Origin of the sequence: Lentibacillus populi (assembly GCA_014642895.1) — a bacterium.
In the GTDB taxonomy this organism is placed as follows: domain Bacteria; phylum Bacillota; class Bacilli; order Bacillales; family Amphibacillaceae; genus Lentibacillus_C; species Lentibacillus_C populi.
On sequence record BMJD01000001.1, the window covers coordinates 17728 to 35126 of the forward strand.

Consider the following 17399-nt stretch of genomic DNA (forward strand, 5'->3'; position numbering starts at 1 on the left):
ATAATGTTGTATAACGGAGTCGATATGAGCGAATATATGAGAATTATAGACATCAGAGGTCGTGGCATAGCTAATCAAGAACTTACAACGTTGCGAGTAACCGGATCCGATGAAGATTATGTTAGTTACAGACAATCCCCTACACGATACATCGAGGTTGACTATGAAATTCGCGGAAAAGGCAAAGAGGGTTTGCGGAAAAAAGTAGATGCTGTAAGCTCTATTATTGTCACGAGCGAAAAGGTGCCTGTCATATTTCCTGATGAACCCGATATGACGTATTTTTGCGAGTTAGCGGGTGTGGAAGAAAGCCAAGAGCGGCCGCACATTGGGGTACATCGTGGCACAATAACTTTGCTACGTGATAAAGGCAAATACGGCCCAGAAAAAACACACGAATTTACATCTGACGCCGACATCATCACCAACGAAGGTACAGCAGAAGCAGATCCGATATTTGAGTTGGAAGTAAAAAAATCCGTCACGTTTGCCATGGTACAGAACGATAACGAGGAATACATGATGATTGGCACGCCTACAGATGTTGAGGAAGAAGTCATAGATACAAAAGCATTGCTACTGGAAGAACGAGGGCAGTCGCTTGATACATGGAGCGATACACCTACCGCAGTAGACGGATCAGTATCCGGCACACTTGGAACCGATAATGACGGGATTACTGTACCAAGCTATGGAACCGACACAAACGATTGGCATGGCCCAGCTTTAATAAAAGATATCCCGGCTATCCAAGACTTTGAAATAGAAATGATGGCTCAAGGCCGTACAACAAATACCGCACAGACATTTCGGGTTGAATTTTATTTGTTTGATGAGGGTATGAATGTCTTGGGTAAAATGGCTATCATGGACAATAGCCGGAATATATATCGTAAGAAAGCAGAGGGGCGAGTTGGACCATTTGTTGGTAAGTATCAGAACTACTTAATCGACTCACGAAACTATAGCTACGATGGATGGGATTTTTATTATGGAATGCTACGAATGCGCAGGGTTGGTAATCAATTTGAATTTTATGTAACCCGGATAAACAATAACAACAAGCACGTTTATAGCTTGAAAGAAACATTTACGGACAATGACAATCAGTACATGGGAAAGTTGAAATATGTCCAAATCCACATTGGTAAGTATGGAGATACACCGCGCGCTTACGCGCCAAAGATTAACCATATTAAGGTTTATGAACTAAACCAGGCAACCGTTGACCAGACACCTTATATTGCCTACCCAGGTGACATAATCACGTTTGATCATAAGGATGACGAAATTTTAATAAACGGAGAGGATCGCAAGGATTTAAAAGACTTTGGCGGGTCTTTTTTTAAATTGCAAAAAGGTGATAATCAGTTGATCGCACAGCCTAGTGATAGTTTTAATACGAAAGTTACGTATCGGAATCGGTATAGGTAGAATTGTCATTAATCGATAATTTGATAGAATGGAGGTAATAATTAATGAAAAGGTGATTAAATGTCAATACCAATCTATGTTGATGAAGATAGAAGAATAGAAGTAATGGAGTTACCCAGCGAATGTGGTATTTGTCATAAAAATATTTATCCAAAATATTTGACAGGTACTTGTGTATCCGGCAGTTTAGAGCAAGGTACTAACATGGAGTTGGTATTTAAGTGTACAAACAAAGATTGTCGAAGTTTGATAGTTGGATATTATAACAATAAAAATACTGAAAATGGGGATTAACAACTAATAAAGACTGCCCCCGCTAAACCTATAGAACAAATTTTCAGTGATGAAGTAGCTGGGGTATCAGAAAACTTTATTCATATTTATAATCAGGCTTTTTACGCTGAACAGAATAATTTGGATATGATATCAGGTATTGGGTATCGTAAAGCAATAGAATTTCTAGTTAAGGATTACTTGATCTTTTTAAATCCCGAAAATAAAGAAAAGATATTAAAACAGCAGCTTAGCCCATGTATTAATATGTTAGATAATCATAATATAAAAGAAATTGCTAGGCGAGCGGCATGGTTAGGTAATGACGAGACCCATTATATGAGAAAATGGGAGGATAAGGACATAAATGATTTGAAAAAACTTATTGAGGTAACGGTCTATTTTATTGCAATGGATGTTTCCGCCAAGAAGTATTTAGAAGAAATGAAATAAGGGAGATGATACTTATGCAGTCATCTTGTAAAAAAGCTGAATTAGTCGAAGTTATCAAAATTGTTGCCACCCAAGGCGACGGAAAAACAGAACCTTTTAAAGAAGTTACACAGTATTGGACAAAAGAAGGAACGTTAATATGCGAAGAATAAACACCATTTATTGGTGTTTTTTTCTTAAAAGAAATGGGGTGAAGCAATGATACACATCACAGACGGCCAGTCAGACGAAATACTAGACTTTATCACAGTGAAAAACATCCTAGACAACAAACACAGACAGTCTCTCAAGGACAACCTAGAAACCTTTGAATTTAGGACGTTTGCAGATAAACCCTTTTCCCAACATCTTGGGAAGCACAACCGGGTCATCATCCCCGCCGAAGATCAAGGGTATCAAGAATTTGTCATAACCGAATTCGCCAAATACCGTGACACAGAAGGATTAAAAGCAGGAGTATATGCATCTGCTAGTTATTTGTTGTTGAAAAAAGCAAAAGTCATTAAGCCGCAGACATTTAAAGAACAGACTGCAACAACGGCTGTTAGTCACGCAACAGACGAAACGGAGTGGCGGCCGGGGATTATTGAGGGAAAAGGCTACCGGACGTTTAATATAGAGCAGCACACGAACCCTTACGCCTTTTTGAAGATGATTGCAAAAGAATTTAATTTAGAGTTGCGTTTTCGGGTTGAGACTAATGGGAATAAGATAACTGGTCGCTATGTAGACTTATTAGAACGTATCGGACAATGGCGCGGTCGTGAGGTTGAATTTGGTAAGGATTTAATCGGGATACGCCGCACAGAAAAAACAGATAATATCTATACAGCTTTGCTTGGTATCGGCCCCGAAAAAGAGGACGGCACAAGGATAGAGGTATTAGTAGAAGATGCGGATGCGCTACAACGATGGGGCAGACCAGATCCTGTTACTGGTAAACTAAAACATTTTATTGAGCCATACGAGCCACAATCCAGTGATCAGGATATGACAATAAGCAGGCTTAGGACACTTACTCAAACCGAATTAAATAAACGGATTAATGAGGTTGTCGAATACGAATCTACTATTGCAGACTTGGAAAGCGTACCAGGCATGCAAAATAAAAAAATCCGTTTTGGTGACACCATCAAGATTAAAGATACCAAGTTTAATCCACCGTTGTACTTAGAAGCAAGGGTGCATACACAGGATAGATCGATTACCGATAAATCAAAGAAAGAGGTCACGCTAGGCGATTATATCGAATATACCGAAGAAGAAGTAAAAGCAATTTGGCAATCCCTACAAGCGGAAATACGAAAGAAAATAGGTATTGACCAACTACGGGAATATGCCGAACCCAAGAAAATAGAATCCGATACGCCACCACCTATAAAAGAGGGTGAAAATCCGATATGGGTCGATACTTCTAAAACGCCGAAAGTACCGCATGTGGTTGTTGCTGGTGAATGGGTTAAAATGAGTCCAACCACACCAGCAGAGGTTGATGCATATACCAAACAACAAGTGGAAAACAAAGCAAACGCCGCCCAACAAGCCGCAGAACAGTATGCACTAGCTAAAGCAACACAAGCACTCGCTGATGCAAAAGCTTTTGCTGAAAATGCCGATAACATATCGAAAGGCGTTATTGACGTTGGCGCTATACCGTTAAGGACAAGTATTACAGGGGCGCGGTTAGAATGGGACGGCGTGAATGGTCTTGTACAATATAACACTAATGGCGAACCTGTATCATGGCTTGACTTAGATGCTAACGCCCATTTTGCTAATGCTTTTTTAAGTGGTCGTATTGAGGCACTCGAAGGTTTTTTTGGCGATAACCTGAGACTTCGAGACGGAAAGCTAGAGATAATCCGAGATGATGGCGCGGTCAGTGTTAGCAGTGGTATGGTCAGAAATGGTCTTACTGTCGTAGGGAATGACCCTCCTTATATGACATCCGGGGAGTCGGACACAGGCAAATTTCAATCATTCGTTCCCGGAGGCACTATCAAATCGACATCTTTCCATATATACGGGGCAACAAAAGGAACGTTAGATGGTCGAGGGTTAGATGGTACGACCATGAATTATCACGATGTCCGTGACAATTTAGGTGCATTAGCTTTTCAAAAATATCACTTTATCCATTCCGCAAGATATTTAATATTTAGATTTAATAAATACTCAGGTTCAACAATTAGTGTTCATGTAGTCAAGGGCAACAGCGATGATACAGCTGACCGTTTGTACTTTGAAAAATTAGAAAACGGAAGGACGGGTATACAAGAATTCCGAGTTGATTTAGGTGTTCCAGATTTTAGTTTGAGGACAGTAACCTTTAAAATTGGCTGGGCGGACAGTTGGGGCGGTCGGATGGAATTTGTTAGATTTATTATGGAACGTGTGTTCTTGACAGACTTTGCATAAAGGAGGGGCAAGATTGGATACTGTTAAAACATATGAAGACGATAATCGACACGATAAAGTGAGAATATTTTTTAATGTAGATAAGGAAGGTAATGTTTCATCAGTTTTAATGGGGAACCAGGCGATACCTAGTAGGCAAGGACACCAATTTTACGTCGATGAATACGTAGCCTTGCAAGTTGATAAAATAGAAATTATTAATCCGGGAATGCCGATTCTAAAGGTTAAAGACGGTGAAGAGATAGAAATCCCTGACGAGGTTAAACAGAATGAAGATAAGATAAAAAGATTAGAAAAAGAATTGAATGAGTTAAAAGGAATGGATGGCACAAACGCCAAATAAGGCGTATTTTTTATGTAATAAAAAAGTTGTAGGTAAAAAGAAGGATTTTCTTTCCTTTTGTCGAATTAAGTAGACGGAAGGAAGGGGTGAGAAGATGGGTTACGGTGATGATAATGATTTTCAAAAAGTAGGTAAGTATATGGGGAACATTGGTGCTCAAGCAAAGACGAACACCGTTTATATAAAAGCTATAACTGACTTACTTGTAGAAAAACAGATAATAACTAAAGAAGAATTAGATAGTCGCTTTAATTCGATATACGAAGAAGAGAGCGATAAAATTATTGAATTCTTTAAAGGAGAAAGTAATTAAAATTAAAGCATCTCACATGAGGTGCTTTTTTCATGCAGAAAAAGAATAGTTAGGGGGGCGAGCATGCAAGATGAAAAGGATGTGGGAGACATGCCGATATGGCAAGACCACGAACGCAGGATTACAACATTAGAAAATACGTTCGCTGGATATTCAACAAAAATGGATTCAGTGGAAAAGAAAATGGGTGATGTGGAGAGGAAAATCGATGATCAATGGGGGGAACAAAAGCAACTATTGAACACATTAATTGAACACCACCTATCGACAAACAAAATAAAGCTATCAAATTTTTGGAAAATGATATTAAACGTAACAGGAGCAGGAGGGCTAATAATTACAGTCATCTATGCTCTTGTTCAATATTTTGGGAGGTAATTAAAGATGAAAATAAATTGGAAAGTACGACTAAAGAATAAAGCATTTTGGCTGGCGGCAATTCCTGCATTATTGCTTGTAGCGCAAATTGTTACAGGGTGGTTTGGATATAACTTTGCGGCAGATCTTATCGGACAAGAAGCTACCAAATTTGTTAATGCGGTATTTTCTGTGCTTGTTATTTTTGGGATTGTAAATGATCCTACAACTGAAAATATGAGCGACAGCAAACGCGCCATGTCTTATCACAAACCGAGAGGAGACTTGTAATTATGGCTAAAAAAGGTATCGATGTATCATCACACCAAGGTAATATAAACTGGGATAAGGTAAAAGCAGACGGTATAAAATTTGCAATGATCCGAATGGGTATCGGCAGCGATATTGAATCGCAGGATGATGCCAGGTTTGAACGAAACGTAAAAGAGTGTGAACGCGTCGGCATTCCTTGGGGTGCTTATTTATATTCGTATGCATTAAACACCACACAGGCAAAAAGCGAAGCTGCACACGCATTGCGCTTGCTGAAAGGTAAGAATCCAACATACCCTATTGCGTTTGACATGGAAGATGCAGACCATTATAAACGCAATCATGGTATGCCTAGCAATGCCACTTTAGTAGACATCTGTCACACCTTTTTAGATATTGTTGAGGATGCAGGGTATTACGTGTCGCTTTATGCTAGTCTAAGTTGGTTAAATGGCAAATTAAAAAGCAGCAAATTAAATCGTTTTGACAAGTGGGTTGCACAGTGGAACGATAAATGTACCTATAAAGGTTCGTATCAAATGTGGCAATATACTAGTTCTGGTAAAGTAAATGGCATTTCTGGACGAGTTGATATGAACTATGCTTATCGCGATTTCGAGAGATATACAAGCGGTAAAAAAGAGGATGCAGTAGACAAGTCTAAGCCAGCCAAAAAACCAGCAAGCAAGCCTAAAACAAGCACGTATACAGTAAAATCGGGCGATACCCTTAGTGAGATTGCCGTTAAGTTTGGTACAACAACTAGCAAATTAGCTGATCTAAACGGCATTAGCAACCCCAATAAAATTTACGCGGGGCAAAAAATCAAAGTAACCGGATCTGCTAAAAAATCAAGCAAGAAATACCATACAGTAAAAAGTGGTGATACAGTGAGCGAATTGGCTGTCAAATATGGCAGTACTTCAAGCTTGATTAAGTCGTGGAACGGATTGGCTGATATCAACAAGATTTATGCTGGACAGAAATTGCGTGTTAAGTAATAAAAAGCCCCTTCGTTTATGTGAGGGGGCTAATCATCATTCCTCTTTGAATTGACTGAAAATAATTACTTGGTATACCTAATTCTATTAAGATATTTTCGTATTGAATAGGATTAGTTTTTTGATAATCATCAAGATTAACGCGTATTTTAACAATAAACTCAAGCATATAAGAATAATCTTTTTTCAAGAAAAACATAGCCGCTATAATAAGCGAAGCAAAGTCATTTTTTCCATTGCCTTGGATATATTTCTCTTTAGAAATACCGAATATATTTGCATGATGTTCAGTATACGGCAACTCTATACGGCATCTATAATTATACATCCTACCTCCATGAGCAGCCCAATTCCTAAACTTGTTGAAAATTTTAATGCTAACAAAAAATAATTCTTTCGTTTTTTCATCAGCAGTTGTTCCTAATATATTTGATATTACTTCTTCCTTAACTTCTTTTGACGACAACTTATACAACATAACTAATTCGCCGAATGTCAAATCCTTAACTAAAATCCAAGGAGGTATATTGTTATATTTTTTCTTATAATAAATTAACGGTTGTATTTTCGGCTTATTGATTTTATTGCGCAACGCATCGAACAAGTTTTCTCTTTCATAATTACCATTATGCGATTGAGTGTTTCCAAGTTTATAATTATCCTTATTTAAATAGTCTTCTTCTTTTTCACCATACACCTTAGCTAAGCTGTACGACATACTAGAATAAAATCTACATTCAATATCTAAAGTGACTTCTAAAGTTGCGTTTCTTAGTTGTCTATCTAATTCATAAAGGTCGATAATATCATTCAGTTTCGTACCTTGGATATATTTGTCATCGTGCCATTTTTCTTCTTTTGGCAATAGGAACATATCCTTATATCCATTAATCAAGTCATAATAAGTTGTTTTAACTAATTGTTGTCTAGCTTTATCATGGTCGGTAATTTCCAATCCTCTTGCAATTAATTTTTCTATCTGTTCATCTAAATCGATGAACGGCTTTTCTAAGACCTCCATTTTCCCCCTCTTTTCGACTTTTTATTTTTATTTTAATCGAAAATTGGGCAGAAAAAAACCTCTATTTGCAAATAGAGGTTTTTTTTCTAGCCGACGATGGCCGTTTAATTTATTATACTCATAATAACTACTTTTTATGCTCAAGTCAACAAGAAAATATACTTTTATATAAAAAATACACAAATTCGTACAAAGGTTAAGATATATTTTTCCAACATTTCACCGTATACACGTTCGTATTTTATGATATAATAAGAACAAACGTTTCTTAATTGGAGGTTTTACATGTGAGTATTAAACCTGGCAGTAACCTAGAAATGATTTACCTGGATAGCAACAACAAGATCACCCAGCGCACAATTAAAGTGTTACAGACAAACAGCGATACAATCCTTGCTTATTGTTATAGTAAGAGGCAAGTCCGGTCTTTTAAAGTCAATAACATATTATCCTTTTTACCAAAACGAATGGGGGCATAAGGAATGGTTAATGATCGCGGTACAATCAAATGGACGTCTATTATGATGCCAGAGCATATCAAGCTTTTAAATGATATGTGGGAGGAACTTGAACGAAAAGAAAAACCGATCCTGGATGATCAGCAAAAGCTAGAAATCGGGTATAAGCTGCAATGCGCCATTAAAGATGATCTGACGGTTGAAGTAAAATATTTTAATGACGGTGATTATCTAACCGCAAAGGAAAAATTGCATATGATTGACAGGCAAAATATTAGGCTGTGTGACGGCCGAGAAATACCATTCGATGATGTTCTGGATGTTTATATTGATTAAGGGGGGGAATATTAAAATGACAGCTATACCAAAGCCGGCTAAGAGCAAGAAACAATCCACGCAGGCACCGAAATTAACAGAATTTGAACAAATGGAAATAGCGGAAAAGCTATCGGATGCATTGGAGTTTGAAACAGAGATCACGATCACTATATATAATAGGAAGAAATACGAAAAATTGACAGGAATTATTCGCAAAGTGGATCCGCAAACGAAAATGATTACGTTTGATACAGGAGGATTTGAACATCAGAAAATTAGCGCGAATATAATAGTAGGTGTAGAGTAAGCCCCTCGTAGCGAGGGGCTTTATTCATGCCCAACATATAGACAGGAGATCCTGTGTGAGGTACAGCTTTTCCTCCTGCTGCGATAACGACTGATTTTGTGGTGATTTTCTCGTGATCCGATAGGATAATGGTATGGTCTTTATCAGAATAATCGATCGCGTTTACGGTTGTATTCATACGAATTTCAACATGAAGGTCATGTAATTTATTAATTAATGCATTAACCACAGTCTTCGCCGAATTCGAGGCAGGAAACATTCGTCCGTGATCTTCCTCTTTTAATTTTACCCCCATATTTTCAAAAAAAATGATGATATCATAGTTGTTAAAAATGGAAAAAGCACTATATAAAAACTTGCCATTTCCAGGTATATGCCTGATGACTTCATCTTGCGGCAGCCGGTTTGTGACATTGCAGCGACCACCACCAGAAATGGCGAGCTTTTTCCCTAATTTATTACCTTTTTCGATTAACATGGTTTTGGCACCATGCTCAGCCGCAGCGATCGAAGCCATTATTCCCGAAGGTCCTCCGCCAATTACAATTACATCATACATCAACGATTCTCATTCCTTTCCGCAACTAGCTTATCATTTTTTTATTGGAATGCCTATTTTTAATCTAACGGCATGATTAGCGGGGAGATTAACGTATTATTATAAATAGAAACGTTGCCCTACTTTTGGTTATCTGTGATAAAATAACGTAGGAAAGTAATTATGAGAAGACGCAGGTGAAATAATGTCGAATAATATCGTCAGAGGCACCATGTTACTTACGGGTGCAACATTTTTATCGAAAATTTTAGGAATGGTTTATGTTATTCCGTTTAATGAGCTTGTTGGGGAAACAGGGGGAACGTTATTTTCCTATGCTTACACACCATACAATATTTTAATTAGTATTTCGACAATAGGTGTACCTTTGGCTGTTTCAAAATTTGTATCCAAATACAATTCATTAGGTGATTATAATACAGGAATGCGTATGTTCCAAGCTGGTATTACATTAATGGTAGCGACAGGAATCCTGGCTTTTTTGGCTTTGTTTTTTAGTGCCGAGTTATTGGCTAAATATATGATTACAAGTGATGATGCAAAAACGATATCTGTTGCAGATGTAACGTTAGTAATCCGAATGGTTAGTTTTGCGTTACTCATTATCCCGGCAATGAGTATTGTCCGTGGCTTCTTTCAAGGCTATCAATCAATGGGGCCAACCGCTATTTCGCAGGTCGTTGAGCAAATTGTTCGCATTCTTTTCATACTTGGTGCCGCATTTATCATGCTAAAAGTGTTTGGCGGAACAATTACTGCAGCTGTTGGTCTTGCAACATTTTCAGCATTTGTCGGTGCCTTGGCTTCTTGTGTTGTTTTGTGGGTATATTGGAGAAGACGAAAGCCGAATATTGAGAAGCAACTACAGCAGCAGCGTTATTCACACGATATCCCAGCAAAGGATTTGTTTATTGAATTATTCCGTTATGCGGGACCGTTTGTACTTGTCGGTCTGGCTACTCCTTTGTATCAATTAGTTGATCAATTCACTTTCGAACGGGCGATGACTGCGATTGGTCAAAGAGATTGGGCAATACCGTATTCGGCGATTAATTTTTACGGTCATAAACTAATCATCATTCCGGTTACAATAGCGACAGGACTATCATTAGCTATTTTACCCGCTTTAACCAAAACTTTTACACAGAAAAATCGCTCATTATTGTATCAGCAAATCAACCAGGCATTGCAAATTGTACTTGTACTTGTCATCCCGGCTGCGGTGGGGCTTTTAATGTTATCAAATGTAGCTTATGGTTCCCTGTTTGGGTTAAAACATATTGATATTACAGGACCATTGTTAGGATGGTATGCACCTGTTTCGTTACTGTTTGCATTATTTACAGTATCATCATCCATTTTACAAGGGATAAACCAGCAGCGCTTTGCTGTTATTAGTTTGTCAGCAGGCTTGTTATTAAAAATACTTTTCAATATCCAATTGATTCATACATTTGGAGCTAAGGGTGCTATTTTTGGTACAGGGCTTGCAGTAGGAACTGCTGTAGTACTTAACATGTGGCGTATTTGTGTATCCATTCAGTTTCCACTAAAACAGCTCGTTAAACGAACCATGTTAATTGGTATCTTCACGATCATCATGGTTCTTGTCATCGTATTGACCAAGTTTATTTTCGGGATGTTTATTCCATACACGGAAGAAAGATGGGCTGCAATTCTGATGCTCATGATTGGAGTAACCTTCGGCGGCGGTGTCTACTTATTGTTTGGCTATTACTCCACATTGCTTGAACGAATCTTAGGTGATCGAATTCGGATTTTAGACCGGATTTTCCGAAGATAGGCTGATGCTTATGGTGAATTACAGCTTGATGATACGTTGGTTTTGAGAGAATATCGCCAGCCAGCGAAGACGAACCTACGTATTGCAGAGCTGTCAAAAAAAGGGCTGACATGAAGCTGTCAGCCATGGTTTTTCATTATAGAGGATGTTCAAAAAGTCACCAAATGATAAGCTGCGAATCGAGTCGCCCACTTCTTTTCCGCTCCTCATGTACTAACTTCCATAGGGGATCTTCTGCTAAAATCACCCACGACAATCGCCAACAGCAGAAGTCAGCACTTCCTGTGCAAGCCCGGTGCCGGGAGCTACGCCGCCTCGACCTTCAAGACCCAATTCGGCGACTTTTTGAACACGTACTTATATGTTGTTTCAAGAAATTTTTACTTTTTTGTTCGTGATTTTCCATTTGCCGCGAATCGGGCTGTTTACGAGACCATTGTAAACAAGTACATGCAAGTCCCGCTGCATTGTCCGGTCTGTCGTTCCAAATTCTTCGGCCAACTCAGTCGTCGTTACTGTGCCATTCTCTCTAATGTAAAGGTAGACAGCTTTGACCCTGGTCAGCATTCTAGATGTTGGTTGATTCAAAAAACCACTCCTTAATGTAATCATTAAACCTGTGGTGCTAGTGAACCTTAGACGTCACTATTATTTTACACCTATTTTCTTCAGGATTAAAGAGAAAATATTCAACATAATAGAAATAAACGCTTCATATTTCCCGCTTTTGGTTCGATTAAAAAGAAGAGAGGATATCAAAATGAATTCATTTCCGCATTATTTTATCGGTATACCGGTATCACAGCCGTTGCAAAATGCGCTATCCAGCTGGCAGGACGACTTAAAAAATCGGCTGCCATATAAACAATGGCCCAATAAGCATGATTTGCACATTACGTTAAAATTTTTAGGTCCTGTCGATGAAAGGAATATTCAGTCGATCAAAGAAATAGTAAAAAAACTGGAAGATTTCGAGGAGATTTTACTGGAAGTTGGCGGAATCGGTACGTTTGGTAATCCCAAACGCCCGCGTGTTCTTTGGGCGGGGGTAAAGAAAAACAGTGAATTAGCATCGTTACAAGCGAAAACGGAAACCTATATGGCAGCATGTGGCTTTCAGAAGGAACAGCGGGATTACCATCCGCATATTACCCTGGCAAAAAAGTGGGATGGTTCAGCCGATAAAGGAATCATCGCAAATGTTAAGGAAAAGTATCAAGCTAAAAAATACCAATTAATTGCTGGAGAAGTTGTGTTATATCAAATTTTTCCCAAGCAAACGCCAAAATATAAGGTTATTTCCAGTTATGGATTAAGGGGTGGAGCAGATGGCGCAGCTGATTAAGCTAAACGATTATATTTCTCGCTATGAATGGAATATGTATCGTTATCCAAGTCAGTTTACACGTTTAAAACAGGAAAATTGGAAAAAGCTGCATACGTTATGGGAGACGCAACAAAATAGTTTGCTGAGTATTGAGCAGGATAGGGAATTAGCAAAGTCTACCTTTTCAAAATGGAAAGCAATCTTAAAGCGGGAGCCGGTTGCAGAAGAGCCGGGAGAAACGGAGTTACCGAAGACGGAGCAGGAACTAAAGCAATATTTTCTGGATAAGCTCCTTCCGCTTCAATTGAAATGGGCCTCGTCAACCGTCACTGATTTATCGTTTATGGACCAAAGCTTCGGAGATGACGAAACGCTAAAATATTTTTTGCAGCGATTTCCAGACACGTATTTAGTCATGTACCATCCGATATTTACGATTAAAAAAGCACCAGTTGAGGGAGAAATCATATTTATTAGTCCGATCGGTATCGAGGTTATTTATGTACTGGAGGAAGATGATGCGACCAGAATTTATGCTTTGGAGGAACGGATGTGGATGGGTGAGTCTAATCGTAAACAGCGAAAAATAGTAAGTCCGCTGTTTGCTTTAAAACGTACGGAGCAAATTATTAAAAGTATATTAAAGAAGCAGGATATTGATTTTCCTGTGAAAAAGGTTGTCCTCTCCCGAACGAATCGGATAATCGCAGAATCAAAACCTTATCATACAAACATAATCGGTAAAAGGGAATATAATCAATGGTTTACGGAAAAGCGGAATTTGGTATCGCCGCTTAAAAACCGCCAATTAAAAGCTGCCGAAGCATTGCTCGCTTACTGTCAATCCGTCTCGGTTAAACGTCCGGAATGGGAAGAAGAGGAATCACCTGTATTTTCAATGGATAATGAGGGGTTGTAAATGTATCGATTTATTGTAAATCCGATTGCAGGAAGTGGCAGAGCGAAACGGATTCTTCTCCTGATTCATTCAATTTCAAAGTGGAAAGTGTTGGCACTTTTTCTGACAGTATTTACTGGAAAACATGTGAATTTTAAGGAAGTTGCTGTACTAAATGCGAATCAATTAAAGATGGTTGCCGATTCAGAAGTCGCCTATCAGGTTGATGGACAAACAAGCCGTTGCCTGACATGTACGGTTTCCAAGCAAGTACAGCCGATAAGCATAAAAGGAGTAAAGCAACTAGATAAATTCGAACAAGCAAATTTGTGAAACTTTTAAAAACAGATTAAATTATCGATTAGCTGTTTAATATTTGTAATTTCTCCAATGTCGTTATAAAATACATAATTGGACTATAAAAATTTTACGTATAGAAGAGGATGTTCGACAAGTCAGAGTATCCCAGTGAACACGTACTTTTAATCATAGATTTGAGGAATGAATGGTGAATTGGCTAGAAGCTGTATTAGGAAAAGATTGGAATATTGCACCTGCAGGCGGGTTGACTGGTGATGCATACATCGCCGAGAATCAAAACAGACGACTATTCCTTAAACGAAACTCATCTCCATTTCTGGCAGTACTATCGGCTGAAGGGATTGTTCCAAAGCTCGTTTGGACAAGGCGGATGGAAAACGGTGATGTTATCACAGCACAGGAATGGATTGAAGGCAGAGAGCTGAAACCGGAAGAAATGCAGCATCCACGTGTAGCTGAATTGTTACGCAAGATTCACCATTCTTCTGAATTGCTTCATATGTTAATGCGGTTAGGAAAAAAGCCAGTAACACCTGATGAACGTTTGGCACACTTAAAAAGGCAACTATATGACAGTAGCCTCGTTCAAAAATATACCGAAGTGCAGGATGCTTTACACTATTTACAGCGATTATTACCAGCTACGAGGGAGCAAAAACAAGTTGTCTGTCATTGCGATCTTAACCATAACAATCTGCTGCTGACCAAAGCAGGAGAACTTTATTTAATTGACTGGGATAATGCTACGATAGCTGATCCCGTTATGGACTTTGGTTTGCTGCTTAAATGGTATATCCCAATTGAGGATTGGAACAAGTGGCTTGAAAAATATGGTGTTATTCGTGATCAGCAGCTGATTGAACGGATGTACTGGTATTTAATTTCCGATGCATTAAGTTTTTTGCTTTGGCATCATGAGCGGAACGAAACAAGGAAGGTACAGGAACGGCTAAATGATTTACGTGACTTGAATAAACATGTAAATGAAGCTATTCTAAATGAACATTATTGATGGCATTCATCCAGTTTACGATATTTTCCTTGTTTGTCGTTATATGTTCTGGTGAATTTTGAGCGATTTCACCTTGGCGGCCGTAATTATAAATTTCCGGCAAAAGTTGCAGAAGCTGTTCATCGGTGATGCTGTTTTTGGCCATCATTGCCTGAACCAGCCGTTTTATTTGCTGGTATTCTGCAATTTCACCTGTGCAATCTTCGGTATGTTCACTCAATATATCATGTAATAGCATTAATTGATCATAAATGGTTAACGTCATTTAAATCACCTCACTTCTGTATTATTAGCATTTATTAGTAATCTATGCTTGACATAAATTGGTGGTTTTTAAAAAAGAGAGGTATAGAAATAATGCGTCAACGTCACAAACCATGGGCTGATGATTTTCTGACAGCCAACAGCCAGCTTGTGATTCCAGAACCAGGTAAATACAGGGGCCACTGGCAGTCTGTTTTCGGAAATGAGAACCCGATCCATTTGGAAATTGGTACTGGTAAAGGACAATTTTTAGCTGGTATGGCAAAACAATATCCAGATGTGAATTTTATTGGAATAGAAATAAGTAAAAGTGTTATCGTAACAGCTGCACAGAAGGTTATGGAAGTGGATCGGGATAATATTGTATTACTGAATATAGATGCCAATCACTTACGGGACGTTTTTGCTGATAACGAGATAGCCACGGTTTATTTGAATTTTTCGGATCCATGGCCAAAAAATCGGCATGAAAAACGACGGTTAACCTTTCAGGCATTTTTAGAAAAGTACCAAACAATTTTGGATCAAGCGGGTGAAGTTGTTTTAAAAACGGACAACCGTGGATTATTTGAATATTCATTAGTCAGTTTTTCTGCGTTTGGGATGCAGTTGCAGGAGGTTAATTTAGATCTCCATAAGCTTCAGGATCCAACGAATATCATGACAGAATACGAAGAAAAATTTTCCGCGAAAGGACAAGTTATTTACCGCTGTCGAGCACGATTCTTATGAAAAAATAGTCGTTGATATTCGGCTTTTTTATAGTAAAATGACAGCGCTTGCGCAACCTCTTGTGTTTAGCTAAACTGGAAGGAGAAATAAAGGAGGGAAGAGAGATGGAGACATTACACATAGGACGTGGAAGGCTGACGTGGTTAAATGGTGGCGTTAATTTTTTGGATGGCGGGGCCATGTTTGGAGTTGTTCCAAAAGCACTGTGGGGAAAAAAATATCCGTATAATGAAAAAAATCAAATTGAATTACGCACTGATCCGATCCTGCTTCAGATCGATGGAAAGAATTTTTTAATTGATTCGGGAATAGGAAATGGGAAACTAACGGATAAACAGCTGCGAAACTTCGGTGTCCTTGAAGAATCATTGATAGTAGAGTCGTTATCAGCGTTAGGATTAACAACCGGAGATATTGATGCCATGCTGATGACCCATTTACATTTCGACCATGCATGCGGGCTGACAAAAAAGGAAGGAGAAGAATTTGTTCCTGTTTTTGAAAATGCTTCTATTTACGTATCGGCCGTTGAATGGAACGAAATGCGAAACCCGAATATTCGCTCGGTTAATACATATTGGGAAATGAACTGGAAACCGATCGTGCAGCAAGTAAAACCGTTTGAAAATGAATTAACAATTGTCGAGGGACTGAAAATGATTCACACAGGCGGGCATAGTGATGGGCACGCAATCCTTGTTTTTGAGGACGGGGAGGAAAGCTTTATCCATATGGCCGATATTATGCCGACACACGCCCATCAAAACAAATTGTGGGCGCTTGCTTATGATGATTACCCGGTGACATCGGTTCATCAAAAGGAGAAATGGATGAATATCGGCTATCAGAAAAATGCCTGGTATACGTTTTATCACGATGCCTATTATCGTGCAATCAAGTTTAATGATGTTGGGGAAAAGATCGATGAAGTGAAGCGTGAACGATATGAGTATAAATAATTTCTATCGGCCGTTCTGTCGGGGCAGCTGTTCTGCTTTGCAATAGGTGGAATATGGGATTGAGAGGGAAAAAATGGATACATCTACTGGCTAACAAAAAAGCTGCTCTTATAAACGAGCAGCTTCTTCTTATGTTGTTTGAATAGCGTCAATCACAGCGCCTGTTTCCATATCAACATGGAATTCAAATTGTTTGTTCTCCCCGTCGATGTTACGGGTAACACCACCACGATAGGCGTTGTATGTTAAACCGTTTTTTTCAACCTGTTCTGGTTTCATATAAATCCATGAACCGCTAATCGGCCCTTCTCTTTTAAATGTTTCTTTTGCTTGTTTCAATGCTTTTTCCGGTGTTACTTTTTGTAATTGATCTACTTGACATTTTGCTAAATACCCAACAGCTACACCTAACCCTGCTGCTAGAACAGCCTTTTTCATTCCCATTTTATTATCACCTCAAGCTACAAATTTAAAACCGGGTAACTTCACTTGTTAGTATACCGCAAAACTTAAAAAATAGAAAATGAAATACGATAGTGGATGGTGGAAAGAGC

At 38.6% G+C, this 17399-nt stretch carries 24 protein-coding genes and 1 pseudogene; 20 read left to right on the top strand and 5 right to left on the bottom strand.

Going from position 1 to position 17399, the window contains the following annotated elements:
• Positions 1–3 precede the first annotated feature (3 nt).
• The 10 genes from IEX12_RS00120 to IEX12_RS00165 all read left to right on the top strand — a co-directional run bounded on the left by IEX12_RS00120 (position 4) and on the right by IEX12_RS00165 (position 6865).
• Positions 4–1434 (top strand): distal tail protein Dit, encoded by a 1431-nt coding sequence (locus IEX12_RS00120; RefSeq protein WP_188724515.1) that lies wholly within the window; start codon positions 4–6, stop codon positions 1432–1434.
• A gap of 60 nt (positions 1435–1494) precedes the next feature.
• Positions 1495–1728, top strand: a complete 234-nt coding sequence (locus IEX12_RS00125; protein ID WP_188724516.1) for a hypothetical protein — start codon at positions 1495–1497, stop codon at positions 1726–1728.
• Positions 1729–1854: 126 nt separating this feature from the next.
• A complete protein-coding gene (locus IEX12_RS00130; RefSeq protein WP_188724518.1) occupies positions 1855–2160 on the top strand; it encodes a DUF4145 domain-containing protein in 306 nt (101 codons plus the stop codon).
• 14 nt (positions 2161–2174) lie between these two features.
• A complete protein-coding gene (locus tag IEX12_RS00135) occupies positions 2175–2312 on the top strand; it encodes a hypothetical protein (protein WP_188724520.1) in 138 nt (45 codons plus the stop codon).
• A 46-nt stretch (positions 2313–2358) separates the two neighbouring features.
• Positions 2359–4578, top strand: a complete 2220-nt coding sequence (locus IEX12_RS00140; RefSeq protein ID WP_188724522.1) for a phage tail spike protein — start codon at positions 2359–2361, stop codon at positions 4576–4578.
• 13 nt (positions 4579–4591) lie between these two features.
• Entirely contained in the window at positions 4592–4921 is a 330-nt protein-coding gene (locus IEX12_RS00145; protein ID WP_102416405.1) for a hypothetical protein, read from the top strand.
• 94 nt (positions 4922–5015) lie between these two features.
• Positions 5016–5234, top strand: coding sequence for a hypothetical protein (locus IEX12_RS00150; protein ID WP_188724524.1), 219 nt, complete (start codon positions 5016–5018; stop codon positions 5232–5234).
• 63 nt (positions 5235–5297) lie between these two features.
• Complete coding sequence (locus IEX12_RS00155; protein WP_188724526.1) at positions 5298–5612, top strand: hypothetical protein; 315 nt, start codon at positions 5298–5300, stop codon at positions 5610–5612.
• A gap of 6 nt (positions 5613–5618) precedes the next feature.
• On the top strand, positions 5619–5882 hold the full coding sequence (locus tag IEX12_RS00160; protein WP_188724528.1) for a phage holin: 264 nt from the start codon (positions 5619–5621) through the stop codon (positions 5880–5882).
• Between the two features lie 2 nt (positions 5883–5884).
• Positions 5885–6865: a LysM peptidoglycan-binding domain-containing protein gene (locus IEX12_RS00165; RefSeq protein WP_188724530.1), complete on the top strand. Its 981-nt coding sequence runs from the start codon at positions 5885–5887 to the stop codon at positions 6863–6865.
• 16 nt (positions 6866–6881) lie between these two features.
• Here the strand turns inward: IEX12_RS00165 and IEX12_RS00170 are convergent, their stop codons facing one another.
• On the bottom strand, positions 6882–7886 hold the full coding sequence (locus IEX12_RS00170; protein ID WP_188724532.1) for an Abi family protein: 1005 nt from the start codon (positions 7884–7886) through the stop codon (positions 6882–6884).
• A gap of 287 nt (positions 7887–8173) precedes the next feature.
• Here IEX12_RS00170 and IEX12_RS00175 point away from each other — a divergent pair, with 287 nt between their 5' ends.
• From IEX12_RS00175 to IEX12_RS00185, 3 genes are read left to right on the top strand one after another with little or no spacing between them, the layout of a single operon-like run.
• A complete protein-coding gene (locus tag IEX12_RS00175; protein ID WP_188724596.1) occupies positions 8174–8365 on the top strand; it encodes a hypothetical protein in 192 nt (63 codons plus the stop codon).
• A 3-nt stretch (positions 8366–8368) separates the two neighbouring features.
• Positions 8369–8680, top strand: coding sequence for a YolD-like family protein (locus tag IEX12_RS00180; protein ID WP_188724533.1), 312 nt, complete (start codon positions 8369–8371; stop codon positions 8678–8680).
• Between the two features lie 16 nt (positions 8681–8696).
• Complete coding sequence (locus IEX12_RS00185; protein ID WP_188724534.1) at positions 8697–8969, top strand: YolD-like family protein; 273 nt, start codon at positions 8697–8699, stop codon at positions 8967–8969.
• A gap of 46 nt (positions 8970–9015) precedes the next feature.
• Here IEX12_RS00185 and IEX12_RS00190 read toward each other — a convergent pair.
• Positions 9016–9531: pseudogene (locus IEX12_RS00190) on the bottom strand (aminoacetone oxidase family FAD-binding enzyme); the annotation flags it as partial.
• 181 nt (positions 9532–9712) lie between these two features.
• Between IEX12_RS00190 and IEX12_RS00195 the strand changes: the two are divergent.
• Positions 9713–11332, top strand: a complete 1620-nt coding sequence (locus IEX12_RS00195) for a putative polysaccharide biosynthesis protein (protein ID WP_088050916.1) — start codon at positions 9713–9715, stop codon at positions 11330–11332.
• 369 nt (positions 11333–11701) lie between these two features.
• On the opposite strand, the gene IEX12_RS00200 is transcribed toward IEX12_RS00195, so the two are convergent.
• A complete protein-coding gene (locus tag IEX12_RS00200) occupies positions 11702–11920 on the bottom strand; it encodes a DeoR family transcriptional regulator (RefSeq protein WP_088050915.1) in 219 nt (72 codons plus the stop codon).
• Positions 11921–12092: 172 nt separating this feature from the next.
• Here IEX12_RS00200 and thpR point away from each other — a divergent pair, with 172 nt between their 5' ends.
• The 4 genes from thpR to IEX12_RS00220 all read left to right on the top strand — a co-directional run bounded on the left by thpR (position 12093) and on the right by IEX12_RS00220 (position 14890).
• The gene (thpR, locus tag IEX12_RS00205) at positions 12093–12677 is read left to right on the top strand and encodes an RNA 2',3'-cyclic phosphodiesterase (RefSeq protein ID WP_088050914.1); all 585 of its coding nucleotides are present in this window, start codon (positions 12093–12095) and stop codon (positions 12675–12677) included.
• Positions 12661–13578, top strand: coding sequence for an NERD domain-containing protein (locus IEX12_RS00210; protein ID WP_088050913.1), 918 nt, complete (start codon positions 12661–12663; stop codon positions 13576–13578). Before thpR ends, IEX12_RS00210 begins: the two co-directional genes overlap by 17 nt.
• Positions 13579–13890 carry a hypothetical protein gene (locus IEX12_RS00215; RefSeq protein ID WP_102415028.1) on the top strand — a complete coding sequence of 104 codons (312 nt, stop codon included), beginning with the start codon at positions 13579–13581 and terminating at the stop codon, positions 13888–13890.
• A gap of 172 nt (positions 13891–14062) precedes the next feature.
• Positions 14063–14890: a phosphotransferase family protein gene (locus IEX12_RS00220; RefSeq protein WP_088050911.1), complete on the top strand. Its 828-nt coding sequence runs from the start codon at positions 14063–14065 to the stop codon at positions 14888–14890.
• Here the strand turns inward: IEX12_RS00220 and IEX12_RS00225 are convergent.
• Complete coding sequence (locus IEX12_RS00225; protein ID WP_188724535.1) at positions 14868–15155, bottom strand: YtzH-like family protein; 288 nt, start codon at positions 15153–15155, stop codon at positions 14868–14870. The two genes, IEX12_RS00220 and IEX12_RS00225, sit on opposite strands and share 23 nt — an antisense overlap.
• 92 nt (positions 15156–15247) lie before the next feature.
• On the opposite strand from IEX12_RS00225, the gene trmB reads away from it, so the two are divergent.
• Complete coding sequence (gene trmB, locus IEX12_RS00230) at positions 15248–15886, top strand: tRNA (guanosine(46)-N7)-methyltransferase TrmB (RefSeq protein ID WP_088050909.1); 639 nt, start codon at positions 15248–15250, stop codon at positions 15884–15886.
• Positions 15887–15990: 104 nt separating this feature from the next.
• Positions 15991–16845, top strand: coding sequence for a YtnP family quorum-quenching lactonase (locus tag IEX12_RS00235; protein ID WP_088050908.1), 855 nt, complete (start codon positions 15991–15993; stop codon positions 16843–16845).
• 129 nt (positions 16846–16974) lie between these two features.
• Here IEX12_RS00235 and IEX12_RS00240 read toward each other — a convergent pair whose 3' ends face one another.
• Complete coding sequence (locus IEX12_RS00240; protein ID WP_088050907.1) at positions 16975–17289, bottom strand: PepSY domain-containing protein; 315 nt, start codon at positions 17287–17289, stop codon at positions 16975–16977.
• Positions 17290–17399: the final 110 nt, after the last annotated feature.

Excerpts from the sequence above, each read along its gene's own strand:
- IEX12_RS00120 (WP_188724515.1), top strand. The coding sequence starts at position 4 with ATGTTGTATAACGGAGTCGATATGAGCGAATATATGAGAATTATAGAC.
- IEX12_RS00125 (WP_188724516.1), top strand. The coding sequence starts at position 1,495 with ATGTCAATACCAATCTATGTTGATGAAGATAGAAGAATAGAAGTAATG.
- IEX12_RS00130 (WP_188724518.1), top strand. The coding sequence starts at position 1,855 with ATGATATCAGGTATTGGGTATCGTAAAGCAATAGAATTTCTAGTTAAG.
- IEX12_RS00135 (WP_188724520.1), top strand. The coding sequence starts at position 2,175 with ATGCAGTCATCTTGTAAAAAAGCTGAATTAGTCGAAGTTATCAAAATT.
- IEX12_RS00140 (WP_188724522.1), top strand. The coding sequence starts at position 2,359 with ATGATACACATCACAGACGGCCAGTCAGACGAAATACTAGACTTTATC.
- IEX12_RS00150 (WP_188724524.1), top strand. The coding sequence starts at position 5,016 with ATGGGTTACGGTGATGATAATGATTTTCAAAAAGTAGGTAAGTATATG.
- IEX12_RS00155 (WP_188724526.1), top strand. The coding sequence starts at position 5,298 with ATGCAAGATGAAAAGGATGTGGGAGACATGCCGATATGGCAAGACCAC.
- IEX12_RS00160 (WP_188724528.1), top strand. The coding sequence starts at position 5,619 with ATGAAAATAAATTGGAAAGTACGACTAAAGAATAAAGCATTTTGGCTG.
- IEX12_RS00165 (WP_188724530.1), top strand. The coding sequence starts at position 5,885 with ATGGCTAAAAAAGGTATCGATGTATCATCACACCAAGGTAATATAAAC.
- IEX12_RS00170 (WP_188724532.1), bottom strand. The coding sequence starts at position 7,886 with ATGGAGGTCTTAGAAAAGCCGTTCATCGATTTAGATGAACAGATAGAA.
- IEX12_RS00180 (WP_188724533.1), top strand. The coding sequence starts at position 8,369 with ATGGTTAATGATCGCGGTACAATCAAATGGACGTCTATTATGATGCCA.
- IEX12_RS00185 (WP_188724534.1), top strand. The coding sequence starts at position 8,697 with ATGACAGCTATACCAAAGCCGGCTAAGAGCAAGAAACAATCCACGCAG.
- IEX12_RS00195 (WP_088050916.1), top strand. The coding sequence starts at position 9,713 with ATGTCGAATAATATCGTCAGAGGCACCATGTTACTTACGGGTGCAACA.
- thpR (WP_088050914.1), top strand. The coding sequence starts at position 12,093 with ATGAATTCATTTCCGCATTATTTTATCGGTATACCGGTATCACAGCCG.
- IEX12_RS00210 (WP_088050913.1), top strand. The coding sequence starts at position 12,661 with ATGGCGCAGCTGATTAAGCTAAACGATTATATTTCTCGCTATGAATGG.
- IEX12_RS00215 (WP_102415028.1), top strand. The coding sequence starts at position 13,579 with ATGTATCGATTTATTGTAAATCCGATTGCAGGAAGTGGCAGAGCGAAA.
- IEX12_RS00220 (WP_088050911.1), top strand. The coding sequence starts at position 14,063 with ATGGTGAATTGGCTAGAAGCTGTATTAGGAAAAGATTGGAATATTGCA.
- IEX12_RS00225 (WP_188724535.1), bottom strand. The coding sequence starts at position 15,155 with ATGACGTTAACCATTTATGATCAATTAATGCTATTACATGATATATTG.
- trmB (WP_088050909.1), top strand. The coding sequence starts at position 15,248 with ATGCGTCAACGTCACAAACCATGGGCTGATGATTTTCTGACAGCCAAC.
- IEX12_RS00235 (WP_088050908.1), top strand. The coding sequence starts at position 15,991 with ATGGAGACATTACACATAGGACGTGGAAGGCTGACGTGGTTAAATGGT.
- IEX12_RS00240 (WP_088050907.1), bottom strand. The coding sequence starts at position 17,289 with ATGGGAATGAAAAAGGCTGTTCTAGCAGCAGGGTTAGGTGTAGCTGTT.